The 12,524-nt window shown below is 70.4% G+C and carries 11 protein-coding genes; 6 read left to right on the top strand and 5 right to left on the bottom strand.

The window, feature by feature from the left end:
- Positions 1-46 precede the first annotated feature (46 nt).
- The 3 genes from ACZ5Y9_RS05055 (at position 47) to hrpB (ending at position 4,952) form a co-directional block, all read left to right on the top strand.
- Positions 47-475, top strand: a complete 429-nt coding sequence (locus tag ACZ5Y9_RS05055) for a MarR family winged helix-turn-helix transcriptional regulator (RefSeq protein ID WP_247623366.1) — start codon at positions 47-49, stop codon at positions 473-475.
- 112 nt (positions 476-587) lie between these two features.
- Positions 588-2,195, top strand: a complete 1,608-nt coding sequence (locus tag ACZ5Y9_RS05050) for an SPFH domain-containing protein (protein ID WP_464472453.1) — start codon at positions 588-590, stop codon at positions 2,193-2,195.
- Positions 2,196-2,399: 204 nt separating this feature from the next.
- Positions 2,400-4,952, top strand: coding sequence for an ATP-dependent helicase HrpB (gene hrpB / locus ACZ5Y9_RS05045; RefSeq protein WP_464472452.1), 2,553 nt, complete (start codon positions 2,400-2,402; stop codon positions 4,950-4,952).
- 15 nt (positions 4,953-4,967) lie between these two features.
- Here hrpB and ACZ5Y9_RS05040 read toward each other — a convergent pair whose 3' ends face one another.
- From ACZ5Y9_RS05040 to ACZ5Y9_RS05030, 3 genes are read right to left on the bottom strand one after another with little or no spacing between them, the layout of a single operon-like run.
- Positions 4,968-5,687 carry an ABC transporter permease gene (locus ACZ5Y9_RS05040; protein WP_372491563.1) on the bottom strand — a complete coding sequence of 240 codons (720 nt, stop codon included), beginning with the start codon at positions 5,685-5,687 and terminating at the stop codon, positions 4,968-4,970.
- Positions 5,688-5,698: 11 nt separating this feature from the next.
- Complete coding sequence (locus ACZ5Y9_RS05035) at positions 5,699-6,514, bottom strand: ABC transporter ATP-binding protein (RefSeq protein WP_464472451.1); 816 nt, start codon at positions 6,512-6,514, stop codon at positions 5,699-5,701.
- A 39-nt stretch (positions 6,515-6,553) separates the two neighbouring features.
- Complete coding sequence (locus ACZ5Y9_RS05030; RefSeq protein WP_247623371.1) at positions 6,554-8,050, bottom strand: L-serine ammonia-lyase, iron-sulfur-dependent, subunit alpha; 1,497 nt, start codon at positions 8,048-8,050, stop codon at positions 6,554-6,556.
- A 71-nt stretch (positions 8,051-8,121) separates the two neighbouring features.
- On the opposite strand from ACZ5Y9_RS05030, the gene ACZ5Y9_RS05025 reads away from it, so the two are divergent.
- Together ACZ5Y9_RS05025 and ACZ5Y9_RS05020 are read left to right on the top strand one after the other, a co-directional pair.
- Positions 8,122-8,748, top strand: a complete 627-nt coding sequence (locus tag ACZ5Y9_RS05025) for a hypothetical protein (protein WP_464472450.1) — start codon at positions 8,122-8,124, stop codon at positions 8,746-8,748.
- 74 nt (positions 8,749-8,822) lie between these two features.
- Positions 8,823-9,098, top strand: a complete 276-nt coding sequence (locus tag ACZ5Y9_RS05020) for a hypothetical protein (RefSeq protein WP_247955609.1) — start codon at positions 8,823-8,825, stop codon at positions 9,096-9,098.
- Positions 9,099-9,247: 149 nt separating this feature from the next.
- On the opposite strand, the gene ACZ5Y9_RS05015 is transcribed toward ACZ5Y9_RS05020, so the two are convergent.
- Positions 9,248-10,978: an L-aspartate oxidase gene (locus ACZ5Y9_RS05015; RefSeq protein WP_464472449.1), complete on the bottom strand. Its 1,731-nt coding sequence runs from the start codon at positions 10,976-10,978 to the stop codon at positions 9,248-9,250.
- A 77-nt stretch (positions 10,979-11,055) separates the two neighbouring features.
- On the opposite strand from ACZ5Y9_RS05015, the gene ACZ5Y9_RS05010 reads away from it, so the two are divergent.
- Positions 11,056-11,991 (top strand): LysR family transcriptional regulator, encoded by a 936-nt coding sequence (locus ACZ5Y9_RS05010; RefSeq protein ID WP_247623375.1) that lies wholly within the window; start codon positions 11,056-11,058, stop codon positions 11,989-11,991.
- Positions 11,992-11,994: 3 nt separating this feature from the next.
- Here the strand turns inward: ACZ5Y9_RS05010 and ACZ5Y9_RS05005 are convergent, their stop codons facing one another.
- Complete coding sequence (locus tag ACZ5Y9_RS05005; RefSeq protein WP_464472448.1) at positions 11,995-12,516, bottom strand: DUF2247 family protein; 522 nt, start codon at positions 12,514-12,516, stop codon at positions 11,995-11,997.
- Positions 12,517-12,524 lie beyond the last annotated feature (8 nt).

The following is a 12,524-nucleotide window of genomic DNA, read 5'->3' as shown; positions in this document are numbered from 1 at the left end:
TCCGATCGGCCCTTACTGCTGCCCCCGAGGCCGGTATCCTGTAGGGATGACCGATCGCAAGCTCGCCCTCGCCGCCTGGGAGAGCCTGTTCCGCGCGCAGCACGAGGTCTTCCACGACATGCTCGCCGATTTCGATGGCACCGACATCAGTCAGGCCGAGTACGACGTCATGCTCACGGTGACCCGCTCCCCCGACATGACCGCCCGTCTGCGCGACATCACGGCCAACATGCTGATCAGTCAGCCGAGCGTCTCGCGCCTCGTCGACCGCATGGTCACGAACGGCCTCGTCACCAAGTGCGCCGACCCCGACGACGGTCGCGGATCGCTCATCACCGCGACGGATGCCGGTGCGCGCGCGTTCCGCGCGGTCGCCACCGTGCACGGGCGATCCATCGCCGAACGCATGTCGGCGCTCGACGACGACGAACTGCGCACGCTCCGCGCGCTCTCCGACAAACTGCGCCGCTCCTGACACGGGGAGTTCTCCCCTCGGCATCCGTTCCTGTGATCTGGCAGGGTGGGAGTTGAGTCCCGCACGCCGCGGGAACGCAGACTTCCCCTTCGGGGGATCAGGGAGGTCACCCATGGAGCTCGCCGGAATCGTCGGCATCCTCGTCATCGTCGGCATCGCCGTCGTCATCGTCGTCGTCGTCCTGCTCATCCTGCTGCTGTTCGCACGCAGCTGGATCAAGGTCGCCCGCGCCGACGAGGCGCTGGTCATCTCGGGACGCAAGCAGAAGGTGCAACGCGCCGTCGTCGGCGCCGACGGCACCAGCCGCCCCGAGATGTCGGAGTCGCCGGTCACGGTCATCGTGAACGGCAAGTCGCTCGTCAACCCGATCACGCAGCGCCACGAGATCATCTCTCTGCGCTCGCGCCAGGTGTCGCTCAACGCCGAGGCGCAGTCGCTCGACAGCGTCACGCTCAACGTCGACGGCGTCGCGATCGTCAAGATCGGCTCCGACCCCATCCTCGTGCGCCGCGCCGCCGAGCGTTTCGCCTCGCAGGACAAGGCCATCGAGCAGTTCACCACCGAGCAGCTCGAAGGTGCCCTGCGCGGCATCGTGGCGACCCTCTCGGTCGTCGAGCTCATGCGCGAGCGCAAGAAGTTCTCCGACCAGATCGCCGCCGACGTCTCGCAGGAGCTCGCCGAGCAGGGCCTGATCCTCGACTCGTTCCAGATCAAGGGCATCACCGACAAGGTCGGCTACATCCAGTCGCTGGGTGCTCCCGAGATCCAGGCGAAGCGACAGTCGGCCGAGATCTCGCAGACGAACGCCGACCGTGCGATCAACCAGAAGTTCATCGCCAACCAGGAAGCCAACCTGGTCGAGCAGACCGCCCTCGACACCAACACCGCCAACGCGAACGCCGGCATCGGTCGGGCGCGCGCCGAGGCGGAGCAGGCCGAGAACCTCGCCCGCGAGCAGGCTCAGCAGGCCGTTCTGCAGCAGCAGGCCGAGAACAAGCAGGCCCAGCTCGACGCCGACGTCAAGCGCGTCGCCGACGCGCAGCGGTACGAGGCCGAGACCCGCGCCCAGGCCGAGCTCTACACGCGTGAGCGCGCCGCCGAGGCCGCAGCTATCGAGCAGGTCAAGCAGGCCGAGGCCCGCACCCGCATCGCCGAGCAGCAGGCGCAGGCCGACAAGGCCCGTGCCGACGGTGAGGCCGCAGCCGCGGTCGCCAGCGCGACCGGTGAGGCCGAGGCACTGCGCTCGAAGGCAGAAGCCGAGGCCGAGGCTCGTCGCCTGCGCGCCATCGCCGAGGCCGACGCGATCCGCGCCGAGGGTGAAGCCCGTGCCGCCGCCGTCGAGGCAGAGGCCAAGGCCATCGCCTCCAACCAGGACGCCTTCCTCTCGCAGCGCGTGCTCGACGTGCTGCCGTCGATCATGGCCGAGTTCGCCAAGGGTTACTCGGCGATCGGCAACGTGTCGATCATCGGCGGTTCCGGCGAGGACGGCGCCTCGCACGTCGTCGGCGCCGACAGCGCGAAGGCACTGCGCTCGGTATTCGACAGCGTGCAGTCGGCGACCGGTCTCGACCTCGCCGGCATCATCCAGGGCCAGGCCGTGGGCCGCGGATTCGGAGCAGGAGTGGCCGAAGCATCCGCCCCCGCCCCCGCCGCCGCCGCACCGACGCAGCGCGTGCCGAACCCGACGACTCCCCCGCCGCCCGCCGACGACGCGGAGTAGTCACCAGCAGGACACAGCGGATGCCGCGGCCGTTTCGGTCGCGGCATCCGTCGTTTTCTCCGTACCCAACTCAGGAAGAACTCGACCGCGCAGTCTGTTTCCACCCGATCCAGGCCGATCCGGGCCGGTTTTCCTGAGTTAAGTACACCCGCCGCGGGCCGCGCCACGTCTACTCGCCGTTCTCGACACAGGCAGACTGGAACCATGACCTCCGCCGCCTTCGACCTCGCCGCGATCGGCGCGGGGCTCTCCTTCGCCTCCGCGATCGACGAGCTCCAGGCGGCGCTCGACACGAGTACGTCGGTGGTCGTGAGCGCCCCTCCCGGCACGGGCAAGACCACGCTCGTGCCACCGCTGCTCGCAACGCGATCGCCGGGCCGCGTGATCGTCACCCAGCCGCGCCGCGTGGCCGCCCGGGCCGCGGCGCGCCGGCTCGCTCAGCTCGACGGATCGCCGCTCGGCACGCGCGTCGGGTTCACCGTGCGCGGCGAGCGCGCGGTCGGGACCGAGACACGGGTCGAGTTCGTCACGGCGGGCGTGCTGCTGCGCCGCCTGCTCGACGATCCGGACCTCGCGGGTGTGGATGCGGTGATCATCGACGAGGTCCACGAGCGCGCGCTCGAGACCGACCTGCTGATCGGCCTGCTCTCGGAGGTGCGCGAGCTGCGCGACGACCTCGCACTCATCGCCATGTCGGCAACGCTGGATGCCGAGCGCATCGCCGCCGTGATCGGCACCGACGACGAACCCGCGCCGATCGTCGACCATCGGGTGCCCGCCTTCCCCCTCACCGAACGGTGGGCGCCGAGCCCCGCTCCGCGCCTCGACGATCGCGGGGTGACCTGGGCGTTCCTCGATCACGTCGCGCGCACCGCGGCATCCGCTGCTCTCGATCTGCACCGCGACGATCCCGCTGCCGACGCGCTGGTCTTCGCACCGGGCGCGCGCGAGGTGTCGGAGATCGCTCGCCGCATCCGCGACACGACCGACGTGTTCGACGTGCGGGAGCAGCACGGTCGGATGCCGGCGGCCGAACAGGATGCCGTGATCCGCGGCCGCCGCCCTGCCGAAGAACCCCGCATCATCGTCACGACATCACTCGCGGAGTCCTCGCTGACCGTGCCGGGCGTGCGACTGGTGGTCGACACCTGCCTCGCCCGCACTCCGCAGCGCGACGCCGGGCGCGGAATGACGGGGCTCGTCACCACCGTGGCCTCCCGTTCGTCGAGCGTGCAACGCGCCGGCCGCGCGACCCGCCAGGGAGCGGGGACGGTCGTCCGCTGCGTCGATGAACGCACCTATGCCACGGCACCAGCGCGTCCGACTCCCGAGATCGCCTCGACCGATCTCGCGGATGCCGCCCTGCTGCTCGCCAGCTGGGGCGCACCGGGAGGCAAGGGTCTGCGACTGATCGACCCGCTCCCCTCCGAGAGCCTGGCCGACGCCCTCACGGTGCTGCACGGCCTGGGCGCGATCGACGACGACGGTCGCGCGACGCCCGAGGGCCGAGCCCTGGCACGCATCCCGACCGATCCGCGGCTCGCCCGCGCTCTGCGTGACGGCAGCCCGGTCGTGGGCTCTCGCCTCGCCGCCGAGGTCGTCGCGCTGCTGGGCGGCGACGTGCGCACGGCGGACTCCGACGTCGCGCAGGCGCTCATCGCCCTGCGGGGCGGACGAACTCCGGACTCTCGCCGGTGGCGCAGCGACGCGGATCGCCTCGAGCGCCTGACAACCTCGGCAGCGGGTGTGCGCTCCGATCTCGACGGTGTCGGCCTGGTGATCGCCCTGGCGTTCCCCGAGCGGATCGCCCGCCGCGTCGACCGCACGGCGAGCGGGGCGACGTTCCTGCTGGCCTCGGGCACCCGCGCGGGAGTGAGCGGTTCGCTCGCGGCCCTCGAGTGGCTGGCCATCGCCGACGTCACGCGGGCGTCCGGGCGCGCGGCGGCCGGTTCGGGGGCGATCGTGCGATCGGCTGCGATGCTCACCGAGGAGCAGATGGAGCAGGCGGCGAGCCACCTGCTCACCGACCGCGTCGAGGCGGAGTTCGTCGGCGGTCGCATCCAGGCGCGTCGCGAGCGCCGGGTGGGCGCCATCCTGCGCTCTTCGGCTCCGGTGCGCGCGTCTGCCGACGAGGGGCGGGATGCCGTGCGCCGCACGCTGCAGCGCGAGGGGCTGAGCATGTTCGCCTGGTCGGCATCCGCCGTCGAGCTGCGGAGCCGCCTGGCGTTGCTGCACCGGGAGCTGGGGGCGCCGTGGCCGGACGTCTCGGATGCCGGACTCCTCTCGGCCCTCGATTCCTGGCTCGCACCCGAGCTCGACGCTCTGGCCAGCGGTACCCCCGCGGCCCGGCTCGACCTGACCTCGGCACTGCGGCGCCTGCTCCCGTGGCCCGAAGCCGGGCGTCTCGACGAGCTCGTACCCGAGCGGCTCGAGGTGCCGAGCGGTTCGCGCGTCCGCATCGTGTATCCGACCCCCGACGATCCGGATGCCCGACCGGTCGTCGCCGTGAAGCTGCAGGAGTGCTTCGGCTGGGCAGAGACTCCCCGGTTGGTCGACGGTCGCGTGCCGGTGCTCTTCCACCTGCTCTCCCCCGCCGGGCGCCCGCTCGCCGTCACCGACGACCTCACTTCGTTCTGGTCGGGTCCGTATGCGCAGGTGCGCGCCGAGATGCGCGGCCGCTACCCGAAGCATCCGTGGCCCGAGGATCCCTGGGCGGCCGCCCCGACTCGACACACGAAGAACCGCGCCGCGCGCTGAGGCCGTTCGCCGCGGTCAACGCGTGCGTCGGCGCAGCGTCAGCGAGGCGAGCACGAGCGCGCCGATCGCGAACGCCACCACGATGAGCAGCGGCCCGAACACGTCCCACCCTTCGTCTCCCGCAGCGACGGCGTTGATCGTGTCGATCGCGTGGCTCAGCGGCAGCCAGTCCGAGATCGCGAACAGCACGTCGGGCATCTGGTCACGGGGCATGAACAGGCCGCCGAGGATGATCTGCGGGAAGACGAGCAGCGGCATGAACTGCACGGCCTGGAACTCGGTCTGCGCGAACGCGCTCGCGAGCAGTCCGAGCGCGGTGCCGAGCAGGGCGTCGACGATCGCGACGAGCCCGAGCTGCCAGAGCGGCCCCTCGACGTCGAGCCCGCACACTCCCACCGCGAACGACACGGTGATCACCGCCTGCAGCAGGGCCATGACTCCGAAGGCGAGTGCGTACCCGAGGATGAAGTCGGCCTTGCCGAGCGGCGTCGTCATGAGTCGCTCGAGCGTGCCCGATCGGCGCTCGCGCAGCGTGGTGATCGAGGTGACCAGGAACATCACGATGAACGGGAACAGTGCCAGGATCGCGCCGCCGAACTGATCGAACACCCCGTCCTGGTCGCTGAACAGCCAGGCGAAGAGCCCGACGAGCAGGCTCGGGGCGATGAGCATGAGGGCGATCGAGCGGGGGTCGTGACGCAGCTGCGCGAGCACGCGCCCGGCGGTTGCGAGCATCCGTGCGCCGTTCAACGCGGGGCCTCCGTCCCGCGGGCGCGGCGCGATCGGCGCGTCTCGCCGGCACCAGGACCGGCAGGAGAGACGGATGCCGCGGCCTGATCGCGTTCGATCAGCGTGAGGAACGCGGCCTCGGCGTCGGGGGCGCCGGTCTCGTCGAGGAGTCCCTGCGGGGTGGTGTCGGCGATGATCCGGCCGTCGCGCAGGAGCAGCAGACGGTCGCAGCGGGCGGCTTCGTCCATCACGTGGCTCGACACGACGAGGGTCACGCCGCGATCGGCGAGGCCCCGGAACAACGCCCACAGTTCGGCGCGCAGCACGGGGTCGAGGCCGACGGTCGGCTCGTCGAGCACGACGACCTCGGGCGATCCGATGAGGGCGATCGCGAGCGACACGCGATTCAGCTGCCCGCCGCTGAGCGACTCGACGAGCTGGCCGGCCTGCGCGCGCAGCCCGACCTCGGCGAGCACGCGATCGACATCGCCCTTCGGCGCCTTCAGCAGGGAGGCGAAGTACGCGAGGTTCTGTCGCACCGTGAGGTCAGCGTAGACCGCGGCGCCCTGGGTACCGTAGGCGACGCGATGGCGCAGCTGCGGCGATCCGCCCGGTTCCCCCAGAACCGTGACCCGACCCGCGTCGATGCGCTGCACGCCGACGATCGCCCGCATCAGGGTGGTCTTGCCGCAGCCCGAGGGTCCGAGCAGCCCGGTGATCTGTCCGCGAGGAATGCGCAGATCGATGCCATCGAAGACGTGTACGGGCCCCCTCCGCACCCGGAGCCCCGTGATCTCGACCGCGGCTCCCTCGCCGCCCACCGAACCGCTCATGGTGCGATTATGCTCCGGCAGGAATGCCCGAGCCACCCCTCAGCACTCGATGACGTTGACCGCGAGGCCGCCCTCGCTCGTCTCCTTGTACTTGGTCGACATGTCGAGTCCGGTCTGGCGCATGGTCTCGACGACCGCGTCGAGCGAGACGTAGTGGCTGCCGTCGCCGCGCAGGGCGAGGCGGGCGGCGGTGACGGCGGTCGAGGCGGCGATCGCGTTGCGCTCGATGCAGGGGATCTGCACGAGGCCCCCGATCGGGTCGCACGTGAGTCCGAGGTGGTGCTCCATCGCGATCTCGGCGGCGTTCTCGATCTGACGGTTGGTGCCGCCCATCACGGCGGTGAGTCCGCCGGCGGCCATCGCGCAGGCCGATCCGACCTCGGCCTGGCACCCGCCCTCGGCGCCCGAGATCGAGGCGTTGGCTTTGAAGAGCGACCCGAGAGCCGTGGCGGTCAGCAGGAAACGACGGATGCCGCGGCGGCGGTTCGCCTCGGCGGTCTGCTCCTCGTCCAACGCGTCGGAGGGGGCGAGCGCCCGAGCATCCGATTCGAATCCCAGCAGCGCGCTGCCGACCAGCTCGCCGTACGGAGTGACGGCGTTGCCCGCCCCGAGGCCGGAGTCGGCGAGGAACCGCCACCAGTACATGGCGACGGCGGGCAGGATGCCGGCGGCACCGTTCGTCGGGGCGGTGACGACACGTCCGCCCGCGGCGTTCTCCTCGTTGACGGCGAGCGCGAAGGCACCGAGCCACTCGCCCGGGAGTTCGCGGTGGCCGTCGGCCTCCGAGGCGTCGAGCTGCCCGCGGATCACCCCGGCACGTCGCTTCACCTTGAGGATGCCGGGCAGCACACCGTCGGAGTGCAGGCCGGCGTCGACGCATCCGGCCATTGCGTCCCAGATCGCGTCGAGCCCCGCGGCCACCTCTGCTTCGCTGCGCAGGGAGGTCTCGTTGAGGCGCGCGACCTCGGCGATCGAAAGCCCGTGCTCGTCGCAGAGCGCGAGCAGCGACGCGGCATCCGCGTAGGAATAGGGGAACCCGGAGGTCGCGAGCGCGGCCTCCTCGCCCTCGCGACGGATGAACCCACCGCCGACGGAGTAGTAGGTCTCCTCCACCACCGCCTCGCCGTCGCTCGCCCACGCCGTGAGCGTCATGGCGTTCGGGTGCCCGGGCAAGCGCGTGCGCGGGGCGAAGACGATATCTTCCTTCGCGAAAGCGACCTCATGGGCGCCGGCGATGACGAGGGGTGCGCCCGCGGGATAGTCGCTCCACGCCGATCGCACCGCGGCGGGGTCGCAGGTCTCGGGCGAGAGTCCACGGAGGCCGGCGACGACGGCATCCGGGGTTCCATGGCCGATGCCGGTCGCGCCCAGCGAGCCGAAGAGTGTGCACCCCACGCGCGAGACGCGATCGAGCGAGCCTGCGGCGGCGAGCCGCTGCGCGAAGTCGAGAGCCGCCCGCATCGGTCCGACCGTGTGGGAGCTCGAGGGCCCCACTCCGATGGAGAAGAGGTCGAAGGCCGAGACGTACGCTGTCACCCCTTCAGGCTACGCCGGATCGTCGATGTCGGTTCACCTTCGTTAACCCGCTGACTCACTACTGTGGGCGTGTGAGTGATGACACCGGAATCCTGATCTTCCTCGCCGTCGGCGTTCTCGTCGTGATCGGCATCGTCGTCTTCGGCGTGCTGAGCTCGCGCCGCAAGAAGAACGCCACCAGCCGCACGTTCAGCGTGCGCTCCGGCCGCATCGGCACGCAGCCGTTCCTCGAGAGCAGCGACCTCGCCCTCGACGACAAGCGCCAGGAGGAGCTCTTCCGCCTCACCTACGAGATCGGCGGCTTGCTGCAGATCCCCTCCGACGACGAGCCCGACGACCGCACCGTGCACATCTCGCGGATCGGCCGCAGCCTGCGCGCCGGGTTCCCCCAGGCGAAGATCGGCCTGTCGGTGTACTTCCGCGAGTGGGAGAACAGCGAGTTCCCCGCGCGCTTCCCCGTGCGCGGCGACCATGGAACCACGGCGGTGACGATGGATGCCGCGGGTGTGACGGCCCTCGATGCGAACAGTTCGATCGTCTGGACCTCGCCCTGGCCGGCGCTGCGGTTCTCGAACGGACCCGACCTGGTGCTGCTCGACGGCAGCGGCAAGACCGTGCGCCTGCAGCCGGCGGATGCCCAGCCCGAGGTCGAGGAGATCGTCATCAAGTACGGCACGCTCCAGCAGATGCACTTCTGAGCGCGCGTCAAGCCCCTTCAAACGGGGCAGCTGCGACGGCATCCTGAACGTCAGACATCGCGAAGGGAGCGATCATGACGAACAGCACCCCCGAACCCACCGACGACCTCTCCGCCGAGGCGCAGACGCCCACGCCGACTCCGGCATCGGATGCCGAGGGCGAAGTGACCACGCCGGATGCGGCCGAGTCACCCGAAGACGCCGACCCGAGCGAGGTGCCGAGCACCGAAGACCTGCAGGAGCCGAGCACCGAGAAGGACCCGGGTGAAGAGCCCAAGGCCCCGAAGCGCGACGAGCCCGAACCCGACCATGAGGCGGTCGGGATCGGGGTCGTCGACACCGAGGACTGAGTTTCCGCGGGGTGTGGGGCCCTTCGACAGGCTCAGGGACCCACTAGCGCGGCTCGGTCGCGGACCGAAACCGGGTCGCGGGCAGCGACTGGGTCGCGGACCAGAACTGGGTCGCTGAGCCTGTCGAAGCGCCCGGCCATGGGGAACCCCTACTCGACGAGCTTGCCCGCCGTGTCGACCTCGCGCATAAGCTCGGCGATCTCCTCGGGGATCTCGGGGATCGCCTCGCGCGTCACGCCGTCGCGCGGCGACCAGACGAGGTTCACCTGCAGCGTCGGGTCGGTGTCGGGGAAGTCGCTGCGGTTGTGGCATCCGCGGGTCTCACGACGCTCGAGCGCCGCCTCCATCGTCGCCCGCGCCGCGAGCGCCGAGGCCTTGAGGTCGAAGGCGTGCGCGAGGTCCTGGAACCCGGCGATGTCGGGGTGGATGCCGATGTCTTCCATGCGCCCCTCGATGAGGTCGAGTTCGGCGAGACCCTGACGCAGCCCCTCCTCCGAGCGCACGACGCCGGCGTGCTCGGTCATGGTGTTGCGGATCGCGCGCTGCAGGGCGCGCACGTTCTCGCGTCCGTCGGCGGCGAGGAGGTCGTCGATCTCGGCTCGTGCGCCGGCGACGGCATCCGCTGACCTCTTCTGCGCCTCGAGGGAGGCCGCGTGCTCCATCGCGGCCTGGCCGACGATGCGTCCGTAGACGAGCAGTTCGATGAGCGAGTTGCCGCCGAGGCGGTTGGCGCCGTGGAGCCCGCTCGAGGCCTCGCCGATGGCGTAGAGGCCGTCGACGTCGGTCTGGTGGTCTTCGGGCCGCACCCACACGCCGCCCATCGAGTAGTGCGCGGTCGGCGCGATCTCGATCGGGTCGTTGGTGATGTCGAGCATCTGCAGCTCCATCATCGTCTGGTAGACGCGGGGCAGGCGGGTCATGATCGTCTCGCGCGGCAGGTGCGAGACGTCGAGCCAGACGCCGCCGTTCTCGGTGCCGCGCCCCTCCTTGATCTCGGTGTACGCGGCGAGCGCGACGCGGTCGCGGGTCGACAGCTCCATGCGCTCGGGGTCGTACTTCGGCATGAAGCGCTCGCCGAGGGCGTTGCGCAGGATGCCACCCTCACCGCGCGCCGCCTCGGAGATGAGGGTGCCGGCCGCGTTCTCGGGCTCGATGATGCCGGACGGGTGGAACTGCACGAGCTCGGGGTCACGCAGGCGGGCGCCGGCGTCGACGGCGAGGCGGAAGGAGTCGCCGGTGTTCTCGTCGCGGCGCGAGGAGGTGCGGCGCCAGATGCGGTTGTGTCCACCGGCGGCGAGGATGACGGCATCCGCGTGGATCAGGTAGCGGGTGCCGTCGGCCTGGTCGAAGCCGTAGGCGCCGAAGACGACGTTGTCGCGCACGAGCAGGCGGGTGATGTAGACGTTGTCGAGGATAGGGACCTCGAGCTGCTCGGCCTTGCGCACGAGGGTGCGCTGGATCTCGAGGCCGGTGTAGTCGCCCGAGAAGGCGGTGCGGCGGAAGGTGTGCGCGCCGAAGAAGCGCTGCGAGATGCGTCCGTCGTCTTCGCGGGCGAAGTCCATGCCCCAGCGTTCGAGGTCGCGGATGCCGCGTTCGGCGCCCTGCGTGACGATCTCGACGGTGTGGGGGGTGGCGAGCAGGTAGCTCTCCTTGATGGTGTCGGCGGCGTGCTGCTGCCAGCTGTCGTCGGCGTCCATGGTGCCGAGGGCGGCGTTGATGCCGCCGGCGGCGAGGGAGGTGTGGGCATCCTGTCGGGGGCGTTTGCCGACGGCGAGGACGTCGATGCCGTGTTCGGCGACCTCGATCGCCGCGCGCAGCCCGGATCCGCCGGTGCCGATGACGAGGATCGTGGTGGAGATCTGACGTTCGCGAGTACTCATGCTCTCGACGCTAGTTAGGTCACCCTAATAACTCCAATGCATAGTTCCTCTTCGAACCATGTTGGTAGCCTATGGACATGAACCTCGAGCAGTTGCGCGGATTCGTCGAGGTCGCCCGCCTCGGGCACTTCACGCGGGCGTCCGAATCGCTGCACCTCGCGCAGCCGTCGCTCAGTCGGCAGATCTCGACGCTCGAACGTGAACTCGGCGCCGAACTCTTCCATCGCGCGCGCGGCCACATCGCCCTCACCTCCGCCGGCGAGACGCTGCTCCCCCGCGCCCAGCGCATGCTCGCCGAGGCCGAGGCGATCAAGGAGGAGATGGGCGAGCTCGCCGGCATCCGTCGCGGACGCGTGCGCCTGGGTGCCCCGCCCACACTGTGCATGAGCCTCGTCGCCGAGGCGCTCGCGGCCTTCCACGTCGCGCACCCCGGTGTCGAGCTGCAGCTCGCCGAGGCCGGATCGCGCGCGCTGGTCGAGCAGGTCGCCGTCGGCGCGGTCGACATGGCGCTCATCACCGAATCGGCCGGCCCGCCGCCCGCGGGCGTGAGCCTGACGCGGATGCCGCTGCTGGCCGAAGAGCTCGTCGTCGTGTCATCGGCGTCTCAGCCGCCGGTGTCGACGGCATCCGCCATCGGCCTCGACGAGCTCGCCACCCTGCCGCTCATCGTCTTCGACGAGACGTACGAACTGCGCGCGACGACGGATGCCGCGTTCCGCAGCGAGGGCCTCGAACCCGCGCCCGTGCTCGCCGGCGCCGAGATGGACGCCGTACTGCGCTTCGTCGAACGCGGCCTCGGCGTCGCCGTCGTGCCCGCGATGGTGCTGCTCGACCAGCCCGGCTTGCGGTCGATGCGCCTGTCGCACCCCATGATGACCCGCACGGTCAGCCTCGCGCACCGCTCGGACGTTCGGCCGGCGATCGCGGTGTCGGCCATGCGGAAAGTGATCGTCGCGACCGCGGTGGAGGTCGCGCGGCGGGATCCGGCGATCACGAGCCTGGTGGAGGGGTAGGGGCTAGCGCTCCTCAACCGGGTCGCCCGGCCGATCTTCACGCGAGCACACGAGAGCCTCCGCTTCACTCGTCAAGTACTGTCGCCAGCTCTCCGTCATGGCCGCCAAGCCAGAAGGGGCGCCTTCCTCCAACGGCATGTATCTCACGAAGGGTGCCACCGACTCCGGGTAGCCGAAGTCGGCGTAGATCAGTTCGACGAACTCGAAAGGATCCTTCAGATTCTCCCTGAGTTCGTACGTCGCGAGCAGCTCGAGATAGAGCCACTTTCGGACAGACAGCTCCGGCTCGAGCGTCGCCTGTTCTCCCGCACCGAGGATCTCCCGAATATCCGCGATCGCGCTGCCATCGAGCTCCGAGAGCTCCTGGATGACCGGGTCGACAGGCGATTCGAGATCAGCGCGCTTCGCCAGAGCGACGACAGTCGTCGGCTTCACGATGCCAAGCGATAGCCCGAGTCGCAGGTCGTCGACCGTGAGATCAACTCCGGAGCGACTGAGAAACCGAATGTCGAGTTCAAGCCTCATCGACTCAC

It is taken from the genome of Microbacterium sp. T3-8, assembly GCF_055398145.1.
Note: the sequence above shows the minus strand (reverse complement) of the source record. Positions and strands in the feature narration are given on the sequence as shown.